General features: G+C 58.8%; 16 protein-coding genes and 1 pseudogene. 14 read left to right on the forward strand and 3 right to left on the reverse strand.

Annotated elements, in window-relative coordinates; translation table 11 throughout:
- Positions 1-220: 220 nt before the first annotated feature.
- Entirely contained in the window at positions 221-1,531 is a 1,311-nt protein-coding gene (locus CIB54_RS26400) for an MFS transporter (protein ID WP_101221401.1), read from the reverse strand.
- A gap of 160 nt (positions 1,532-1,691) precedes the next feature.
- On the opposite strand from CIB54_RS26400, the gene CIB54_RS26405 reads away from it, so the two are divergent.
- Both CIB54_RS26405 and CIB54_RS26410 read left to right on the forward strand, forming a co-directional pair.
- Positions 1,692-2,792, forward strand: a complete 1,101-nt coding sequence (locus CIB54_RS26405; protein ID WP_101221402.1) for a sugar diacid recognition domain-containing protein — start codon at positions 1,692-1,694, stop codon at positions 2,790-2,792.
- A gap of 97 nt (positions 2,793-2,889) precedes the next feature.
- Entirely contained in the window at positions 2,890-4,029 is a 1,140-nt protein-coding gene (locus CIB54_RS26410; protein ID WP_101221403.1) for a glycerate kinase, read from the forward strand.
- Between the two features lie 8 nt (positions 4,030-4,037).
- On the opposite strand, the gene CIB54_RS26415 is transcribed toward CIB54_RS26410, so the two are convergent.
- Positions 4,038-5,630, reverse strand: coding sequence for an alpha/beta fold hydrolase (locus tag CIB54_RS26415; protein ID WP_198557224.1), 1,593 nt, complete (start codon positions 5,628-5,630; stop codon positions 4,038-4,040).
- Positions 5,631-5,847: 217 nt separating this feature from the next.
- Here CIB54_RS26415 and CIB54_RS26420 point away from each other — a divergent pair, with 217 nt between their 5' ends.
- Positions 5,848-6,360, forward strand: coding sequence for a GNAT family N-acetyltransferase (locus CIB54_RS26420; RefSeq protein ID WP_065952709.1), 513 nt, complete (start codon positions 5,848-5,850; stop codon positions 6,358-6,360).
- On the opposite strand, the gene CIB54_RS26425 is transcribed toward CIB54_RS26420, so the two are convergent.
- Entirely contained in the window at positions 6,357-7,049 is a 693-nt protein-coding gene (locus CIB54_RS26425; protein ID WP_101221405.1) for an aspartate/glutamate racemase family protein, read from the reverse strand. The two genes, CIB54_RS26420 and CIB54_RS26425, sit on opposite strands and share 4 nt — an antisense overlap.
- A gap of 319 nt (positions 7,050-7,368) precedes the next feature.
- On the opposite strand from CIB54_RS26425, the gene CIB54_RS26430 reads away from it, so the two are divergent.
- From CIB54_RS26430 to CIB54_RS26480, 11 genes and pseudogenes are all read left to right on the forward strand, one after another.
- Positions 7,369-9,765 carry a type VI secretion system Vgr family protein gene (locus tag CIB54_RS26430; RefSeq protein WP_101221406.1) on the forward strand — a complete coding sequence of 799 codons (2,397 nt, stop codon included), beginning with the start codon at positions 7,369-7,371 and terminating at the stop codon, positions 9,763-9,765.
- 8 nt (positions 9,766-9,773) lie between these two features.
- Complete coding sequence (locus CIB54_RS26435; protein WP_101221407.1) at positions 9,774-10,529, forward strand: toxin Tle1 chaperone Tla1; 756 nt, start codon at positions 9,774-9,776, stop codon at positions 10,527-10,529.
- Positions 10,526-11,020: a YceK/YidQ family lipoprotein gene (locus CIB54_RS26440; protein WP_232790614.1), complete on the forward strand. Its 495-nt coding sequence runs from the start codon at positions 10,526-10,528 to the stop codon at positions 11,018-11,020. The genes CIB54_RS26435 and CIB54_RS26440 overlap by 4 nt, the downstream gene beginning before the upstream one ends.
- Positions 11,021-11,102: 82 nt before the next feature.
- Positions 11,103-11,609 (forward strand): Tli1a family immunity protein, encoded by a 507-nt coding sequence (locus tag CIB54_RS26445; RefSeq protein ID WP_420094176.1) that lies wholly within the window; start codon positions 11,103-11,105, stop codon positions 11,607-11,609.
- Positions 11,600-11,884: a hypothetical protein gene (locus tag CIB54_RS26450; protein WP_101221408.1), complete on the forward strand. Its 285-nt coding sequence runs from the start codon at positions 11,600-11,602 to the stop codon at positions 11,882-11,884. The genes CIB54_RS26445 and CIB54_RS26450 overlap by 10 nt, the downstream gene beginning before the upstream one ends.
- Positions 11,885-11,985: 101 nt before the next feature.
- The gene (locus tag CIB54_RS26455; RefSeq protein WP_420094175.1) at positions 11,986-12,489 is read left to right on the forward strand and encodes a Tli1a family immunity protein; all 504 of its coding nucleotides are present in this window, start codon (positions 11,986-11,988) and stop codon (positions 12,487-12,489) included.
- A 359-nt stretch (positions 12,490-12,848) separates the two neighbouring features.
- A complete protein-coding gene (locus CIB54_RS26460) occupies positions 12,849-13,364 on the forward strand; it encodes a Tli1a family immunity protein (protein WP_101221413.1) in 516 nt (171 codons plus the stop codon).
- Complete coding sequence (locus CIB54_RS26465) at positions 13,352-15,694, forward strand: T6SS phospholipase effector Tle1-like catalytic domain-containing protein (RefSeq protein ID WP_101221410.1); 2,343 nt, start codon at positions 13,352-13,354, stop codon at positions 15,692-15,694. Before CIB54_RS26460 ends, CIB54_RS26465 begins: the two co-directional genes overlap by 13 nt.
- Positions 15,694-15,957 carry a PAAR domain-containing protein gene (locus CIB54_RS26470; protein ID WP_065952716.1) on the forward strand — a complete coding sequence of 88 codons (264 nt, stop codon included), beginning with the start codon at positions 15,694-15,696 and terminating at the stop codon, positions 15,955-15,957. The genes CIB54_RS26465 and CIB54_RS26470 overlap by 1 nt, the downstream gene beginning before the upstream one ends.
- Before the next feature lie 140 nt (positions 15,958-16,097).
- Positions 16,098-17,081, forward strand: coding sequence for a hypothetical protein (locus CIB54_RS26475; protein WP_101221414.1), 984 nt, complete (start codon positions 16,098-16,100; stop codon positions 17,079-17,081).
- Between the two features lie 52 nt (positions 17,082-17,133).
- Positions 17,134-18,271: pseudogene (locus tag CIB54_RS26480) on the forward strand (type VI secretion protein VasK); the annotation flags it as partial.

An 18,271-nucleotide genomic window follows, 5' to 3' on the forward strand; every position in this document is an offset into this window, starting at 1 on the left:
CGCCGCAATGGGCCATCCCTGGCCCAGTGCGGCTAACCCGGCGTCCTGCCGGGTTGCCCACGGATTCAAGCCTGCGTTCGGCCAGCGTGGTTTAACGGGGCGCCTGAGATCAAAAGCAGATCAAGATCAAGATCAAGAGCGACTCGCTGCGCATCGTGGTTAGCGGTTAGCGTTGGCCGCTACAGAGTGGTGTAGTTACCTATGCCCACATGGGGGCGTTTTAAACCTTCAAGGTGCGCGTCATCCGCAACGCCAGCACACTGCCGGCGACGATCACCGCCGCCAGCAGGTACAGCGCCACGTCCGTGGACCCCGTTGCATCTTTCACAAAACCCACGATATACGGGCTGAGAAACCCGGCCATCTGGCCCATGGAGTTGATCAACGCCAACCCGCCGGCCGCAGCGCCCGCGCTGAGCATGGCGGTGGGCACCGGCCAGAACATCGGCAGGCCGGTGAGGGCGCCCATGGTGGCGATGGTCAGGCCGAGGATGGCGATCGCCGGGGTGGTGGCGAAATTCACCGCAATGATCAAACCCATCGCGCCCATCAGCATCGGCACTACCAAGTGCCAACGACGCTCCTTGCGCAGGTCGGCCGAGCGGCCCACCAGCAACATGAACACCGCGGCCAGCAGGTACGGGATCGCACTGAGCCAGCCAATCACCAGGTTATCGCTGAACCCCAGGTTCTTGATGATCGAGGGCAGCCAGAAATTGATCGCATACACGCCGCTCTGGATACAGAAGTAGATCAGGCCGAACGCCCAGATCGCCGGGTTCTTGAAGACTTCGGCCAGGGAATCGGTGGTGGTGTTCGGTTTATTCGCCAGGTCAATGGCCTGGTCGGCTTCCAGCAGCGCGCGTTCGTGGGGCTTGAGCCACTTGGCGTTGGCAAAGCTGTCGCTGAGCAGGAAGTAGACGAGGGCGCCCAGGATCACGGTGGGGATGCCTTGCAACAGGAACATCCACTGCCACCCGGCAAGGCCACCCTGGCCGGCCGCGAAATGGTTGAGAATCCAGCCGGAGAACGGGCTGCCGAGCAGGCCGGAGACCGGAATCGCCGACATGAACAGCGCCATGATCCGCCCACGGCGAAAGGTTGGAAACCACTGCGACAGGTACAGCACCACGCCGGGAAAGAAGCCCGCTTCGGCGGCACCGGTAAACAGACGCAAGGTGTAGAAATGCGTCGGCGTGGTCACGAACAGCAGGCACGTGGACAGGGTGCCCCACACGATCATCATCAGCGCAATCCAGCGCCTTGGCCCGAACCGGGTCAGCGCCAGGTTGCTCGGCACGCCACACAGCACGTAGCCGATAAAGAAGATCCCGGCACCCAGGCCGTACACGGTTTCACTGAATTTCAACGCGTCGAGCATCTGCAATTTGGCAAAGCCAACGTTGACCCGGTCAAGGTAGTTGAACAGGTAGCAGATGAAAATGAAGGGGATCAGGCGCAGGGTGACGCGCTTGTAGATGGCGTTTTTATCGTCATCGGTGGCCAGTGCTGCAGCGGCGCTCTGTGACATGGCGAGTCTCTCTTTATTATGATTTTTGGCGATGCGAGGGTAACGTTGATCGCTTGCACAGTCTCGGTGAGGCGATGGGCAACTGTCTTTGTGCTCGCGCACAGTCAAGCCTGCTTTGCGCTGTGCCGCTGACCAACCCGTTTCGAGGAAAATAGCCCCCATGTTCGAGCTGGATCATGAGCTGGCACAGGATATCGTCAATCGCACCATGGCGATCCTGCCCTACAACGTCAACGTGATGGACAGCCAGGGCCTGATTCTCGGCAGCGGCGAGCCGGAGCGCATCAACACCCGTCACGAAGGCGCGCAACTGGTGCTGGCCAACGAGCGCGTGGTGGAAATCGACGGGCAGACCGCCAAGCACCTCAAAGGTGTGTTGCCGGGCATCAACCTGCCGCTGATGCACGACCAGCGCCTGATCGGCGTCCTGGGTATCACCGGTGAGCCGGACGGGTTGCGCACCTACGCCGAGCTGGTGCGCATGACCGCCGAAATGCTGGTCAGCCAGCGTCACCAGCAGGCCGAGCAGCAATGGCGACGCCAGCGCTGTGACGATTTGCTGGCCTTGCTGTTGGCCGATACGGGCGACTCGCCGCGCCTGGTCGACGAAGCGCAACAGTTGGGCCTCAAGCCGCAACTGGCGCGCATGCCGTACCTGTTCGAACTGGGCGCGGGGCAGTCGGCCGAGGCCTTGAGCGCCTGGCTGACGTCGCGTTATCCGGACAGCTGGTGCGTGAGCAGCGCGCAGTTTTCCCTGCTGTGGTGCCGTCCGGCGGCCCTGCACATCGACAACCCACGCCTGCTGGAAAAGCTCGACAGCCTGGGCTGGAATATCCTGCGGGTGGCCGTAGGCGGGCAGGCGCAAGGGCTGGCCGGTCTGCGCCGCTGCTATCGCCGCGTCGGTGACTTGCTCGCCTACGGCCGCGATATCCTGCCGCACGCGCGCCTGTTGATCCTCAACCGCTATCGCCTGCCGGTCATGCTCTGGCGCCACCGCAACGACGATGCCCTGGACGAATTGCTCAATCCGTTGCGCAAAGTACTGGCCAAGGACAGCAACGGCCAACTGCTGGCCACGCTGCGCAGTTGGTGCGAGCACGACGGGCAAAGCCAGGCTTGCGCCGATGCCCTGGGGATTCACCGCAACAGCCTGCGCTACCGCATGGAAAGAATCGCCGAGCTGAGCGGCGTCGACCCGCTGACCCTGGACGGCATGCTTGCGCTGTACCTGGGCGTGCAGTTGTTGCCCCAGGGTTTGTAAAAATGAACAACAAACTTCAACGCCACTTGTGCATCGGACCGGCGTCAGCAGCAGTACCAACTGTCAGCATGGGCGTTATAAAAACCGGAGAACGCCCATGAAAATCATCATCGCCCCCGACTCGTTCAAGGACAGCCTGAGTGCCGAACGGGTCGCCCAGGCCATTGCCGATGGCCTGGTTCAGGTCTGGCCTGACGCACAGTTGGTGCAATGCCCGATGGCGGACGGCGGTGAAGGGACGGTCGCCGCGGTGCTCGCTGCGTGTCAGGGGCAATTGCGCAGCCAGACCGTGCGCGGGCCACTGGGCGCCAAGGTGCAAGCGCACTGGGGATGGTTGGCCGACAGCCACACCGCAATCATCGAAATGGCTGAAGCCAGTGGCCTGCAACTGGTTGCGCCGGGCCAGCGCAATGCGTGTTCCAGCAGCACCTATGGCACCGGCGAACTGATCCGCGCGGCCCTTGATCTGGGGGCCCGGCGCATCATTCTGGCCATTGGTGGCAGTGCGACCAATGATGGCGGCGCGGGCGCGATGCAGGCGCTCGGCGTGCAGTTGTTCGATGCCCATGATCAGCCCGTGGCACCTGGAGGTCTGGCGTTGAGTGGCCTGGCCCGCATCAGCCTGGAAAACCTGGATTCGCGTGTGGCCCAGGTCCGCTTTGAAATCGCGGCGGATGTGAACAACCCTTTGTGCGGGCCCCAGGGCGCCTCGGCAATTTTCGGCCCGCAGAAAGGCGCCACTCCCGAGCAGGTTCAACAGCTGGATGCCGCTCTCGGCCATTTTGCCGACCACTGCGCACAAGTGCTGCCCAAGGACGTGCGTGACGAACCAGGTAGCGGCGCCGCCGGTGGCCTGGGTTTTGCCGCCAAGGCGTTTCTGGGTGCACAGTTTCGTGCCGGCGTTGAGGTGGTGGCCGAGTTGGTCGGGCTGGACGCCGCCATGCGCGGTGCCGACCTGGTCATTACCGGCGAAGGCCGCTTCGACGCCCAGACCCTGCGCGGTAAAACCCCGTTTGGCGTAGCGCGTATCGCCCGCCACCACAAGGTCCCGGTGATCGTGCTCGCCGGGACCCTGGGTGACGGCTACGAGCAGATGTACGCCCACGGCGTGGATGCCGCATTTGCGTTGCCATCGGGGCCGATGAGCCTGGAGCAGGCGTGCAGCGAGGCGCCGCGACTGTTGTGCGAGCGGGCGGCGGATATCGCCAGGCTATGGCGGACAGCGCTGCGAGGCTGACCACGGGATCAGGGTGATTCGTAGCAGATCGAAAAGCGGTCAGGTTTACGTCCAAAGGCCAGGAAATCTCCGACATTCCTGTTCACGCAGGCATTGGCCCCGGGGAACGAAACGCCGTGTCGGTAGGCGCCCTTGAGTAGCGTCATGTGCGCGGCAGGCACACTTGCGAACGCTTTGAGGGCGCCTGCTGCGGGCGTCTGATCGTCATATTCGGCCTGAATCATAAAGAGGCCGTCGACCTGCGCCAGCCTGCGCTGCGGCACCCCGTCAAGCTGTTGGCCGCGCCAATCGGCGCAATGTCGCGACGGGAAGAAACTGCCCCCTACTGGATACTGAATGGCGTACTGGTTTTCCTTGGCGGTCCAGAATGCTTCGCCTGCGGACACTGAATCGTTGCATAGCACGGTGCTACGGACAGACTCTCTGGGCGTGAGTGTCAAGGGACCGAGCGCCAGACCATTCCACGGTGACGGGCGGCGGGTGCCGTCGAGCAGACGTATAAACGCCTGTTTCGCCAGCGCATTTATGCCAGGGTCAGGGCTGAATCGATGGGCTCGGGCGTTGGCCAACAGCTTGGCGTCCGGCAGGTCTGGCGATTCACGCAGCCACTGACTGAGTGCGCGGGCCGCCATCAGGTATTCAGGCGCGCTGTAGTACTCGTTGTCTGAACGCAGCGCCCCTCTGACGTGAGGCAACAGGTCGAGAAAAACCGCGCCTATTGCCTTTGGGGTGCTGCCCATCTGGTAGCGCCGCGGATCGTTGGCGGCGCGCTGTGCAACAAATCGCGCGAACACGCGTTCTTTTTCCGGTGCTTGAACCAACGAGGCGTCCTGGAACGTGGCGGTCCAGTCTGGACTCGAGTCGAGCACCATGCGCCCGACCTGCTTTGGAAACAAGCCGGCGTACCAGGCGCCCAGCCATGTGCCGTAACCGTTGCCGAAGTAATTGAGCTGGCGTTCGTCGAGCAGCACACGCACCAGCTCCATGTCCCGCGCTGTTTGTTCGGTATTGATATAAGGTGCCAGGCGCTGGCTGGCGCAGCCTCGGGCCAGTACGCCAGCGTTATGCCGGATAGCCTCGATATTGGCCGGACTGCGATCTTCGGTGATGTCGTTTTGCGCAACGATCTCCTCGTCGGATCGGCACACCAGTTGCGAGTGCGGGTCACTGCCCATCCCTCGCGGTGTCATTGCAATCACATCGTAGGTATTGACCAGGTGCCGATAGGCCTCACCCTGTGGCTGATCGGCGTAGCCTTTCCATAGGGAAGCCAGGAGCACAGTGAACCTGTCGGACTCGGCGCCGGGCCCGCCCGGATGGGTAAACAGGGCACCTTCGCGCTCGGCGGGCAGCAACGCCCCAACGCGGGTGATGTCCAGCTTGAGATTGCCCAGACTGGGGTTCAAGTGGTCCATGGGCACGGTGACGATGCCGCATTGCGTCCTGGCGATTACCTCCGGATCCAGCCCGGTGAAGGGCCGGCTGGCACAATCCGGTAGCCAGCGGATACCCCACTCAGGCGGGTGTTTCGTCGCACAAGCGCTAACCCCCAATAGCGCGGCGACAAAAAAGCAGGCGGTTAGCGTTCGTTGTTTTATCAATTGGCAGACACTCGGGTGCGTGGTTGGACGCGCCCGAGTTTTGCAAGTAAAGCTTGCCGTGCATGTAGGACCATATCGGTTGTTCGGTCAGCAACTTCCGATAGCACTCAAGCAGCCTGCGACCCGGCCGCCTGGTACACCGAAGGTTGAAGCTCGCCAGGGCGCCTGCTTTGCTCCTACACTGGTCGGCCACTTGTCGTTCAAAGGATGAAACACAATGCGCACGCCTGACCTCCCTATCGTGATTCAGCGCTTCACCGAGGCCCACCTTGAGGGCGTCGCGGCGCTCTACAACGAACCGGCGGTATGCCGTCAGGTGCTGCAGATGCCTTTCCAGTCCGTGGAAGCCTGGCGCAAACGCCTGGTGATGGATAACGAACGCCGACTGCAATTGGTGGCGCTGCACGGCGGCGAAGTGATTGGCCAGTTGGGGTTGGAGCAGTACCTGCGCGTGCGCCAGGCGCATGTGGGGTCTTTCGGCATGGGCGTAGCGACGGCGTGGCAGGGCAGGGGCATCGGTTCGAAGCTGTTGACGGCCGCGCTGGACGTGGCCGACAACTGGATGAACCTGCACCGCGTAGAGCTCACGGTGTATGCCGACAACGAAGCGGCACACAACCTGTATCGTAAATTCGGCTTCGAGGTCGAAGGGCGTTTGCGCGATTACGCCCTGCGTGACGGTGTGTTCGTCGATACCCTGAGCATGGCGCGCCTGCGCAAGTCGGCTTAATCCTCCAGTGCAAACGCCACCGCAGCCCGCGCATGCAGCTCGGTCGTGTCCAACAGCGGCAGGTCGCTGTGCTCGGGTTTGATCAGCAGGCTGATTTCCGTACAGCCGAGAATCACCGCCTGGGCGCCGCGTGCGGCCAGGGACTCGATCACCCGCTGGTAGACTGCGCGTGATTGGTCGCTGATCACGCCCACACACAACTGCTCATAAATGATCCGATGCACGTCCTTGCGTTCGTCGGCATCCGGCACCAGCACGGTCAGGCCCTGTGCCATCAAGCGGGCCTTGAGGAAGTCCTGCTCCATGGTGAATGCAGTGCCAAGCAAGCCCACGGTCAAGGTGCCGGCTTGCCTGGCAGCCGCCCCGGCCGCATCGGCGATATGCAGGAAGGGAATCGACACTGCCGCCTCGATACGCGGCGCCACCCGGTGCATGGTGTTGGTACACAGCACCACACATTCGGCGCCGGCTGCCTGCAGGCGGCGCGCGGAGTCTTCCAGGATCAACGCGGCATCATCCCAGCGCCCCGCGTGCTGGGCCTGTTCCACCGGGCCGAAGTCCACGCTGTACATCAACAGCTGCGCCGAACGCAGCGGGCCGAGACGGTCGCGTACGTGCTGGTTGATGATGCGGTAATACTCGGCACTGGACTCCCAGCTCATGCCGCCGATAAGGCCGATGGTGCGCATGCGATGCTCCGGACAGGGGAATGTGGCTTCACCATACCCACCGATAGCGGATTAGTCATAGGCAGTTGCCGGTCAATTCACCGGAGCAGTTCGGGTGAGGCAGGCGGGCTTACCTGCGATGATGCCTTGATAACACCCAATGATCAGACGGCCCCCGGCACACTCGGCCGACAATCGACAATTACCCGAATTTGCCGGCCTGGAGGACTTGCAGGTGCAAATGAAGAAGCATCGTTCTTGTAAAGGTGAATTTTCCGACATTAATTACCGATAACAAATCTTTACTCTCTGGAGTCTCTCGCGTTTACGAGTAAAAGGGATGACTTTCAGCGTTTTACCGAGCGTTTTTTTCGACCACAGCCGACATCAGTTGAGTGTGCGCAACCTCGATGCCCGTCTCGATGTCCTGGCGTTCGAAGGCCACGAACACCTGAGCCAGCCGTTCCGTTATCGGGTGGAGTTCACCACCACCGAACGAGATCTGGCGGCGCATAGCATGCTCGGCCAGGACGCCAGTTTCAGCCTGCACGCCGCGCCGCAAAAGCTTCCGGTCGCCGGGCTCAGCGCACCGGAGGTCAAACCGTTGCGCACTCTGTATGGCGTGGTCACCCGCTTCAAACGCCTGTCCGGTTCCCTCGACGAAGCCCGTTACGAAATCATTCTCGAACCACGCCTGGCCCTGCTCGGTCGTGGCCGGCAGTTGCGCATCTACCAGCACCAGTCGGTGCCGGAAATCGTCGAAGGCATTCTGCGTAACCGCCATGGCCTGGAAGGCCAGGATTTTCTGTTCAGCCTCAAACGCGACTACCCCAAACGCGAACAGGTCATGCAATACGGTGAAAACGACCTGGCCTTTATCGCCCGCCTACTGGCCGAGGTCGGCATCTGGTACCGCTTCACCAGCGACGAACGCCTGGGCATTGATGTGGTGGAGTTTTGCGACGATCAACGCCTCTATCAGTTCGACATCGAGCTGCCTCTTCGGCCGCAATCCGGGCTGGGCAGCAGCGGCCAGGATGCGGTGTGGCAACTGCAATCGCAGCATCAGGTGGTCGAACAGCAGGTGCATTTCCGCGCCTATCACCACCGTGATGCCAGCGCCCATCTGAGCGGCGAGATCGATCAGAGCCGGGGCGCGACCACCACTTACGGTGAGGCCTACCACTACGCCGAACCTTACACGTCCCTCGGCGACCGTCTGGATCAGGACGAAGATCTGCAAGGCGAAAGCGGCTATTTCTACGGCCGCTTGCGTCACGAGCGTTACCTGAATGGGCAGACCCGACTCAGCGGCATCAGCAGCAGCGCCACCCTGGCGCCGGGGCAGGTGCTGAAAGTCTCTGGCGGCGCGCCTCAGGCCTTCACGCCCGGCGCGGTGATCACCGGCCTGACCACCAAGGCCGCCCGTGATCAAAGCTTTGAAACCACCTTCCAGGCCATGCCCTATTCAGAAACTGTGTGCTTTCGCCCAGAACTGAAGGAAAAACCACAAATCGCCGGCACCGTCCCAGCCCGCGTCACCAGCCCGCAGGCCAACGATCCCTACGCGCATATCGACCTGGAAGGGCGCTACCGGGTGAATTTCCTGTTCGATCGTGACAGCTGGAAGGCCGGTGAAGAAAGTGTGTGGCTACGCCTGGCCCGGCCCTACGCGGGCGACACCCATGGTCTGCATTTACCGCTGATTGCCGGCACCGAAGTGGCCGTGGCCTTCGAACAGGGCGACCCGGACCGCCCCTACATCGCCCATGCCTTGCACGACAGCCAGCATGTGGACCACGTGACCCTGCGCAACGACAGGCGCAACGTACTGCGCACCCCGGCCAACAATAAACTGCGCATGGACGATACGCGGGGGCAGGAGCACGTCAAGCTCAGTACTGAATATGGTGGCAAAAGCCAGCTCAACCTCGGGCATTTGGTGGATGCCGCGAAACAAAAGCGCGGGGAAGGGTTTGAGCTGCGTACGGACGATTGGGGGAGCATTCGCGCCGGTAAAGGTTTGTTCATCAGTGCGGATGTACAGGCCAAGGCCGCTGATGATGTGCTCACTATGGCACCAGCCACCGGTATGGTCGCGGGAGCAAAGCAACAAGTCGCCGATTGGCAGGAAATCGCCCACTCTCATCGCAGTCCTCAGCCTGCGATAGACGGCTTGCAGCAGTTCCAGGATAACGCCAAAGACCTGCACGCCTCGGCCATCCTGCTCAGCGCACCCAAGGGCATCGGCGCGGTGACCCCTGACAGCGTACTGCTCAAAAGCGGCAAAGCGATGTACGTGCAAAGCAACGACGAGATCAGCCTGGCCGCCGCTCAACGGCTGTTCGTCCACGCAAATAAGGCCATTTCCCTGCTTGCCCAGCAAGAAGGCATGCGCCTCGTATCCGGTAAAGGCCCCCTGGAAATCGAGTCCCACGGCGACGTGATGAATCTGATTGCCCAGCAAGACATCACCCTGCAGACCGTACAGGGCCATCTGCAATTGACCGCCAAAAACGGCATCACCCTGGCCTGCGGTGGCGGCTACATCCGTATCACCCCAGCCGGGGCTATCGACATCCACACGCCCGGCAAGCTCAACCTCAAAGGCCAGCATGTCTGGGAAAAGACGGCCAGCCAGGGTTTTCCACTGCCGGAGTTGCCACAGTCGGTGTGTAAAGAGTGCCTTGAAAAAGCCAGGGGAAACACCACCGGTTTACTGATGCGCGAAGGTTGAGGGGGAATATGAAGATGGCAACACCCACAGAATGGCAAGAACAGATCGAACAGGTATGTGCCAGCGTCGCAATACAGCAGGTCGATCTATTGCTCGACCAAACCGCCTGGAACAACTGCGTTATACCTGCGCTGAAGATGTTGAGCCCAGAGGTTCCATGGTTCTCGTTGTTCAGCGCAACGCCGGAGGAAAACCTGCTGGATCAGTCACCTGTTTTGATGCGTCTAGACCTGACGCATTGGCAGCATAAAGCCTGGCTCGAAGAATTAATGACCCACTGCGCCGTGGATGCTCGCTTGCTGGTAGTGATCTCGCCATTACCGTTCGAAGTATTGAGCCATGCCCTGCAAGCCTTGTCGCAAATCAAATGGGGCGGGCAGTCCGGGCTACTGCGTTATTACGATCCGCGCATCTTTCCCTTGTTGATGGCCTCGATCCTGACGGATGACCAGCGCGCCGAATACGTGAACGTTGCGTGCTATTGGGGCTGGCTGGATCGAGATGATCGGCCGCAGTGGCTGCAAGGTACTTGCCAGACTTATCAGGGTGGCACTCAAGTGAGTCCCGGCATGGACCTGAGTGATCAGCAATGCGACCTGATTGGTTGCATAGGTGATGCGCAGAGACTGCTCGATGGCGGGAACTTTGATGACCTGGGAGAGGGGCCGGAACAGCGTTTCGCCTCCTTATATTCATTTGTCATACGGGCCAGTCGGGAAAGCTACTTTGGTGATTTGGCCGAGTACGTGAGGCAAAAACTGTGAGCCTCGATGAAGACGTTTCGAAGGGGCAGCGCGTTCGGCATACAGAAACCTTGCACAGGCAAGAGATTGATGCGTTGAAGCGCTTGGCTTTGATCGTATTGCTTGGCCTCGCCACCCTCACTGTCGGCTGTGGAACATTAGTTGGGCGAGGCAAGTCATCGAAAACCTACAGCAGTTCCGGCTATTACTATGTTGGTGTTCAATATGATTGGCGGCTGCTTACATTGGAAAGTCGCGGTAGCTACGACTATGTCCCTGAGTTTTGTTATCTAAGTGTCGTGTGCCCATTCGCGACGTTGCTCAGTATGCCAGTAGATTTCGTGGTCGATACAGTGATGCTATATAGCGATCATCAAAACAGGCTTGTCGAAGAACGACATTTCAATGGGTATCTTCGTGATACGTACTGCCGCTCTGAGGGCGGGCCAGATGAGGCGGCACTCAGACGGTTGGGCCTGGGTGTGGACTTCTGTTTGGAGCGCAGTAAATAGGGGCCGTGAAGCAGCTGCGTAGTACGTGCGCGATAAGTCTATTTTGGTAGTGAAAAGGGAGCTTCATATGATGGGCTTATCAATGAGGCAAGTATTGTTGCAAGGGTTGTATGGCTTTTTCGGGTTGACGTTATTTGGGTGTTCTTCTGCCGATAATGAAATGGCGGGAGGTAACTTGGAGGCTGTCAATCATACGGTGCATGCTATTAACTGGATGTCGGTCAATGGTTTTCGTGCGGACGGCGGAGGAGGAAGTTCCTGTTGCATTATTATGCCGATTAAATGGCGGCCCGGTTTGAAAGCTAATATTGAGTGGGAGGTTGATCCTGATCCTTTTGCAAAAATAAAACGAAAAACAACAGGTTTTGGTTTTGATGAAAAAGCGTGGGCTGAACATGAAGCTAAATTTCAACGCCACAGCGCCATAGTGAATATTCCGGAGTGGCCAGGCACTGAGTCGTGTGGTTTGAAAGTACATTTTCTCGTCTGCAATCAAATCAAAGTCACCACTTCTTGCTGGAGTTATGGGTCACCTAATAATCCAATTAAAGATCCTCTGGGGATGAAGGAGCCAGCCGCATGTCCATAGTAAAAGAAAACTCAAGCTCTAAAGCTTGGGCGCCTCCGGAGTTTACTGTCAATGGTCGTTTACCGACGCAATTATCGGCGGTGATCGCCAACTATGATAAGCAAATCTGCGAGGAAAATCTTTTTCGTCAAGGGGTCGACAAGCCCGCCAGCAACACCGTCTCGCAGTACCTGCCGCAGCGTCTAAACACGATCGTAGAAGACACCCAGGTCGAATTACCAGTCACCACTGTTGGGACGGGCGGATTAGCTCAGCCATGTACCAGGAGGAGTTGAGGCTGCTTATAGCGCTATTAAAAATATGCTTATGGTAGACATTTTCTCATGCCCACCCCCCCCGGATTGAGTCGTGGGAGTTTAAAGTGATGAGGCTGTTAATGAAAAAAATAATAATGCAAGGGCTGTACGGCCTTTTGGGGTTAACGTTGTTTGGGTGTTCCTCTGCAGATAATGAAATGGCAGGCGGAAATATACAGGCGATTAATCATACCTTGAGCGCAATCAATTGGTTGTCGGTCAATGGTTATAGAGCCCATGGAGGTGGCGGTAGTTCCTGCTGCATTATTATGCCGATTAAATGGCGACCCGGTTTGAAAGCTAATATTGAGTGGGAGGTTGATCCTGATCCTTTTGCACCTTCGCCGCCTTTAGGGACGGATGAATTCAGATCGTTTATGGTTAAACATAAAGCAAACTATCAGCGCCACAGCGCCATAGTGGATATTCCAGAGTGGCCGAACACAAAAAGATGTGGTTTAACTGTGCACTTCTTGGTTTGCAATCAAATCAAAGTCACCACCTCTTGTTGGGGTTATGGCTCGCCGAATAATCCAATTAAGGAACCTAGGCAAATGAAGGAGCCTGCCGTATGCCCACAATAAATAAAGAACCAAAAGCCAACGTATGGGGCCCGCCCGCGTTTCCCGTGAATGGCCGCTTTCCAGTTGATATATCGGCGGTGACCGCCAACTACGATAAGCAAGTTCCCGAGGAAAATCTTTTTCGTCAAGGGGTCGACAAGCCCGACAGCAACACCGCCTTGCAGTACTTGCCGCAGCGTCTAAACACCACCATAGAAGACACCCTGGCCGAATTTCGATCCACTACTGCTGGTGCGGGGCGCGTTAATTCAGCCATGCGCCAAGAGGGTTTGAGGCGGCTTATAGAGACTATCAAAAATATGTTTGTGGCAGCCTTTTTTTTGCATGGTGCCCGGACTGAGTCTTGGGAGATTAAAGTTATGAGATTGGCAATAAAAAAAATACTAATGCAAGGGCTGTACGGCTTTTTGGGGTTAACGTTGTTTGGGTGTTCCTCTGCGGATAATGAAATGGCAGGCGGAAATATACAGGCGATTAATCACACCTTGAGCGCAATCAATTGGTTGTCGGTCAATGGTTACAGGGCTGATGGAGGAGGGGGGCGATCCTGTTGCATTATCATGCCGATTAAATGGCGACCCGGGTTGAAAGCTAATATTGAGTGGGAGGTTGATCCTGATCCTTTTGCGAAAATGCCTCCTCTTGGAACAACAGAATTTAAGGTGGCAATGGCCAAGGCCGAATCTAGTTTTCAGCGCCACAGCGCCATAGTGGATATTCCGGAGTGGCCGGACACTAAAAGATGTGGTTTGACTGTGCATTTTTTGGTTTGTAATCAGATCAAGCTCACGAGTTCGTGCTGGGCGCCTAGTTCACCAAATTATCCAATTAAAGACCCTATGGGGATGAAGGAGCCAGCCGCATGTCCACAATAAAAGAGAATCCAAATTCTAAAGCTTGGGCGCCTGCGGATTTTCCTGTCAGTGGTCGTTTTCCGACGCAAATATCGGCGGTGACCGCCAACTATGACAAGCAAACTTCCGAGGAAAATCTTTTTCGTCAAGGGGTCAACTCCAGAGGACAGAAGCAGCATTCTGCATGCTGTCATAGCCTGCATATCAGTCTATTCTTCGACGGCACTAACAATAACAACGATAACGACACCAAAAAAAATCACCCCAGTAATATTGCTAAGCTGTTTCATGCATCTTTGAGAGGCAAAGATGCAGAAAAAAGCGGCTATTTTTCGTTTTACATGCCAGGTGTTGGCACTCCATTCCCAGAGGTTGGCGAGTTGGATTACAGCGAAGGCGGTCTCAGATATGCCACTGGCGGTGAAGATCGTATCAATTGGGCGTTGGTGCAAGTAGCCAGTGCCCTGTCATTTGCTCTGACCAAAAATGGAATTGATGACGCCGTTGCTAAAACAAAGGTCGAGGCCATGAGCACCTGGAAGGCGCCGCTGATGAGTGCGCTGGGGCGGGGTAATCGTCGACGGACGATGAACGCGTTGTTGGCGCCGTTGCAGGCTCGAACGGAATTGGCCAGGCCTCGCGTGCTGGGGGTCAAACTGTTTGTGTACGGCTTCTCTCGGGGAGCGGCCGAAGCCCGCACCTTTGTCACTTGGTTAAGCGAGTTGTTCGATACACCCGTTGGCGCAGAACTGCCCGCTCAACGCCTGATTGGCTTGCCCGTCAGCGTCGAGTTTCTCGGGGTACTGGATACCGTAGCCTCGGTGGGCATCGCCCATGCCGCTCCTTTTTTTGCAGGGCATATGGGCTGGGCCGATGACACCCAGTTGCTGCCGGATGCGCAGCGCTTCCCGAAGCTGGTCAAGTGTTGCCGGCATTTTGTCGCAGCCTTCGAGCAGCGCTCGTGTTTTCCTCTGGATTCGATCCGCAACGAGGACGGCCAATACCCAGCCAATACCTACGAAGTGGTGTACCCCGGCGTTCACTCTGATATTGGGGGCGGTTACCCGCAAAATGATCAGGGCAAGGCCCGTGGTGGTACTGACGAATTGACATCGCAGATCGTTCTGCATGACTTGTATGCTGCCGCTTTTGCGGCGGGTGCGCCTCTGCAAGTACTGGAAGCAATGCTACCTAAAAATCTGCTGTCGCAAGCAACATGGAGAAGCATTGGGCGAGATACGTTACGAGAGTTCAACATTAGCCCTGTAGTAATCGAACGCTTCAACGCCTGGCGAAGCAAAACCCTACCCGGCCTCCCCGCCGACAAGCCCGCCAGCAACACCGCCTCGCAGTACCTACCGCAGCGTCTAAACACCACCGTAGAAGACACCCTGGCCGATCAACTCGGCTGGATCACCGGCTGGCGCATTGGTCGCTATGTCAATGATGGGCAAGGTGATAACGACAGCTACAAGCGCCAGCCATTCTTCACCCAGGCCATGGAAACCACGGCGTATACGAGCAATGAAGAGAAAAAGAACTACCAGGCGCTAAAAGCGGCTGCCGTGATAGCGCGCGTGAGTAACCCCCAGCACCCCGGCCCACCGATCTACGAACCGAAAATCGACAAGACCCAGCTCAGCCAGGCCGCCGCTGAATTCAAGTCTGATTACACGGGCCAGAAACGCGAGCAGACCAGTACAGCCGGCACGGTTTTCGATGTGGTATTGCGCGATGCGGTCTATCTGCTCAACCAGGATGATGAAACCCAAGATCACGCGGCCCTCAGGGCTGCAGGCAAGCGGCGCAGTGAGCAACTGTTTCGTGACACCCAGGGCACGCCCAGTGTGGATCCTGATATGGCCCTGCTGGTGGCGTTGTTCGATGACCAGGTACACGACTCACGTGCGTGGTTCATGTACGACGCGTTGGAAACGCGGGAGATGTGGGCGGGTTACTTCTTTTATCGCATGACCTATTTCGGCAACGACAACAGCCGCGACCTGTCCCCGGTCATGGTGGGTGGGCGGATACTGGGCGTGGCGATGATTGCCGGGGCCACGGTGTATGGCATCAAGCGCGGCGGCGCACTGGGTGGCGTTGGCGGGCTGGCGGCGGGCATCGGCGCGGCGTCTATTGGTTATCAGGTGATCGATAAGGCCCGTGGTGTGGTGGTGCCGTTCTTGCCGGGCGCCGAGAAAATCCTGCAACCGACCCGCCATATTGGCCAAGTGGCCACCGAGCAGAAGCGCCTGATCGCAGAGGATGACTATCTGCAACGTATCCAGCAAACAAGTGCCATGTTGCGCAAGAGCGGCAATTTGTTCGAACTCGATGGCGGGGTGGTCTGATGCTGCCTCTCGTACGTATGGGCGATCCGCTACGTCCCTTCGGCGGCGAAGTCCTGGAAGGGCATTACGAGGCCTTCGGTAAGCCAGTGGCCTGCGTGGATGATAAGGCTCGCTGCAATCTGCACGGGCTGACGCACATTGTTGAGGGCGCTTCGGGTTCAACCATGGACGGCAAACCCGTTGCGCTGAACGGCCATCGTTGCGCCTGTGGTTGTCAGTTGGTCAGCACCCTGGCGGTCAGTTCAATGGTTATCGCACCATGAACCGCGCGCCTGAATATGCCGACTTTATCGAGCCAGCCGAACCGCGTTGGCGTGGCTGGGCGTTGGGGTTGGCGCTGCTGTTCGGGTTGCAGTCGGCGGTCTCGTTGTTGCTGTGGCCCAGGGAGCAGCCGCGTCTGGAGTTGTGGCTCTGGAGTGCGGTGCTGCCGCTGTGCTGGGCGCTGCTGCTGGCGGTACGTGTGTTGGTGTGGCAAATCGAACTGTTCAACCGCAGGGTGTATCTGCGCACCCTGGAGGTTGCCACCCACGCGTGGTGGCAGCAACGTTGTCTTGGCTTGCCGGTGGAGGACGTGTTGTTGCTGGGCCCTGCGGGCAACGTGCAAACGCATTATCTGAACTTGATGAAAGACACCCCGCTGGCGATACCTTTGCTGATACGGGGGGTTACGCAGCCCATGCTGCGTTGCCCGTTGTCGCTGAGCGTGCCCACCGAGCGTGAGCCTGCGCTGGCCCGGCATCTCGCCCGTTTAACCCTGGCACTCCCTGGGTTATCGGAGTGCTGGCCGCAACTGCGGGCAATTGCCTGGGTGGGGACCCAGAGCAGCGAAGCTGCTTTCGTGGAGACGCTCTTACGGACTGGCGTGGTATTGCCCGAGGCCCGTTTGGCTTTACAGAACCTGACTGATCTGGACGAGTTGATCGATGCCTTTCACGGCGATTGCCGTGGCGAGGACGATTGGCTCTTGTGCGCGGGGGCAGTGTCGGTAGAGAGCACTGAAGAGAGCGAACCACCGGGTGAAGCTGGCTTCCTCTGGCGGGTAAGCCGACAGGGCCGGCAGTTGTTGCATCGCGGTGAATACCGGGCGGACGAATCGCCTGCCGAGCTGTGTGCACAGCTGCAGCGCTACGCGGGGTTGGAAACACCGCCGGCCCATTGCCTGGCATTGGATGTCACCAGTCAGCAAGCTTTTGTGCAAGGCGGTTGGTCGGCGGTCGAGCACCAACTGGTAGGCCAGTGGGGCGTGCTGGCGGACCTGGCGCCGTTTATTGGGATGTCCCTGGCATTGCTGCAAGCGGGGGAGGCGGGTCAGCCGTGTGGTTGGCTCAGCCAGGATGGAAACAAACGATTGGCGATTGGAGTGGCGGTACCTCATGGCAATAGTTAAGGACGTGGGTAGGGGCTCTTTGATTCGGGTGGGGTTGGGCTATGTGCTCATCATGACGCTGCTGGTGCTGCTCGGTGGCCTGCTGTATGGCTTGTGCGCCGGTTATTTGGGCTGGCCGAAAATGCCCGCTAAGCAACTGGCGTTGTGGGGGCTGGGCGTGTGGTTCGCGCTCTGCTGGCTCTGCCCGGTCATTCTGTTGGCTTGGGAGCGTTTGGCGGTGGCCCAGGCATTGCGGGTCGTGGGGCCGGTTGCCAAGACGCCGACCTCGCAATTGAAACCGGCGCCCGAACCGCCGGACACGTCAAAGGCAGGAGAGCTACGCGACCATCTGCGCAACCACTACGGTTTCTTCTGGCGCCGCAAAGTTCGCCTGCTGCTAGTGGTCGGCGAACCCGCTGAAATCGAAGCCATCGCCCCAACCCTGGCCGGGCAATTCTGGCTTGAAGGCCAAGGCACAGTCCTGCTATGGGGCGGCAGCGCCCAAGCCGTACTGGCTCGATCATTACCGACACAATGGGCTGGGCTGAGCCGCTGGCGTGCGCTGGACGGGGTCGTTTGGGCGTTGAACATAACCCAGGCCGCCGACGATGTCGCATTGGGCAAAGGTGTACGCCAGCTGCAGCGCCTCGCCCGTGACTTGCACTGGCAGTTGCCGTTGTACCTGTGGCAAGTCTGCGACAGTGCATGGTCGCAGGACACTCGCAAGGCGCAGCCGGTGGGCTGCCCGTTGCCCGAGCGCTTCACGGCGGCGGCATTGGAAACCTGCCTGATGCGTTTGCTGGAGCCTCTGCGTCGCGAGGGCCTGGCGCAGATGAACGCCGTGATGAAGCATGACTTCCTGCTGCGCCTGTCCCGTGATTTGAACGGCGAGGGCATTGCCCGTTGGCGTCACACGCTGGCGACCCTGGCCGGTGAGTTCTCCCGTGGCGTGCCTTTGCGTGGGTTGTGGTTCAGCCTGCTGGTACAGCGCTCGCCGCATGATAAGCAACATGACTGGTCGGTTGCCCCGGTGTGGAACGGCATACTCGGCGATAACACCAATGGCCGTCGGCTGGGCTGGAGCGTGCCGCGAGTCGGTTATGCGCTAGTACTGGGTTTGGCGACGTTATGGGGCGCGGGATTGTTACTGTCGTTTGTCAGCAACCGCGCGCAGATCGCCCAGATACACACCTCACTTGCGGCCCTGCAAC

This window comes from Pseudomonas fluorescens (assembly GCF_002837185.1).
In the GTDB taxonomy this organism is placed as follows: Bacteria; Pseudomonadota; Gammaproteobacteria; order Pseudomonadales; family Pseudomonadaceae; genus Aquipseudomonas; species Aquipseudomonas fluorescens_AM.

Coding starts and splice junctions, on each gene's coding strand:
- CIB54_RS26400 (WP_101221401.1), bottom strand. CDS start 1,531: ATGTCACAGAGCGCCGCTGCAGCACTGGCCACCGATGACGATAAAAAC.
- CIB54_RS26405 (WP_101221402.1), top strand. CDS start 1,692: ATGTTCGAGCTGGATCATGAGCTGGCACAGGATATCGTCAATCGCACC.
- CIB54_RS26410 (WP_101221403.1), top strand. CDS start 2,890: ATGAAAATCATCATCGCCCCCGACTCGTTCAAGGACAGCCTGAGTGCC.
- CIB54_RS26420 (WP_065952709.1), top strand. CDS start 5,848: ATGCGCACGCCTGACCTCCCTATCGTGATTCAGCGCTTCACCGAGGCC.
- CIB54_RS26425 (WP_101221405.1), bottom strand. CDS start 7,049: ATGCGCACCATCGGCCTTATCGGCGGCATGAGCTGGGAGTCCAGTGCC.
- CIB54_RS26430 (WP_101221406.1), top strand. CDS start 7,369: ATGACTTTCAGCGTTTTACCGAGCGTTTTTTTCGACCACAGCCGACAT.
- CIB54_RS26435 (WP_101221407.1), top strand. CDS start 9,774: ATGAAGATGGCAACACCCACAGAATGGCAAGAACAGATCGAACAGGTA.
- CIB54_RS26445 (WP_420094176.1), top strand. CDS start 11,103: ATGAGGCAAGTATTGTTGCAAGGGTTGTATGGCTTTTTCGGGTTGACG.
- CIB54_RS26450 (WP_101221408.1), top strand. CDS start 11,600: ATGTCCATAGTAAAAGAAAACTCAAGCTCTAAAGCTTGGGCGCCTCCG.
- CIB54_RS26455 (WP_420094175.1), top strand. CDS start 11,986: ATGAAAAAAATAATAATGCAAGGGCTGTACGGCCTTTTGGGGTTAACG.
- CIB54_RS26460 (WP_101221413.1), top strand. CDS start 12,849: ATGAGATTGGCAATAAAAAAAATACTAATGCAAGGGCTGTACGGCTTT.
- CIB54_RS26465 (WP_101221410.1), top strand. CDS start 13,352: ATGTCCACAATAAAAGAGAATCCAAATTCTAAAGCTTGGGCGCCTGCG.
- CIB54_RS26470 (WP_065952716.1), top strand. CDS start 15,694: ATGCTGCCTCTCGTACGTATGGGCGATCCGCTACGTCCCTTCGGCGGC.